The organism is Enterococcus aquimarinus, from assembly GCF_001885765.1.
In the GTDB taxonomy this organism is placed as follows: Bacteria; Bacillota; Bacilli; order Lactobacillales; family Enterococcaceae; genus Enterococcus_I; species Enterococcus_I aquimarinus.
This window is the reverse complement of sequence record NZ_JXKD01000042.1, coordinates 1-508: the sequence shown is the minus strand read 5'-3', so window position 1 is coordinate 508 and position 508 is coordinate 1. Positions and strand designations below refer to the sequence as shown.

1 protein-coding gene is annotated in these 508 nt (G+C 38.2%); it reads right to left on the bottom strand.

Features of this window, described 5'->3' with window-relative positions:
- Positions 1-408: transposase (locus RU93_RS11870; protein WP_211272606.1), on the bottom strand; the 408-nt coding region annotated here is incomplete at its 3' end.
- Positions 409-508 lie beyond the last annotated feature (100 nt).

The following is a 508-nucleotide window of genomic DNA, read 5'->3' as shown; positions in this document are numbered from 1 at the left end:
AAAGGACTTAGAAACTGATTTACCACACAATTCTTCAACAATTTTTGAAACTTTACGTGTCGAAACACCTGATACATACATCTCAATCATTGAAGCGAGCAGCGCCTTTTCATTTCGCTGATAACGTTCAAACACCGTCGGTGAAAACTCACCATCACGTGTTCTAGGTACTCTTAATTCAAGTGTACCTACCCGAGTCGTAAAATCACGCTCGTAGTAGCCATTTCGTTGACTCTGGCGTCTTTCGGATCGTTCATAGTCCTCGTCTTGAATGTATTCCGTTCGTTGGTTCTCCATCAATTGATTGAAAACTGTCGTCAAAATATTTTTAGATACATCATCTTTTACCGAGTGTTCAATAATACTTTGAACCTCATCACTATTCAGTGTAAAATGTACTTGGGTCATGTAAAGTCCTCCTGGGTATGTTTTTGTGGTTAAAAACATTGTACCGTAAAAGGGCTGTTACATGGCCTTTTATCTTTTACACAATTATATGGACTTTATC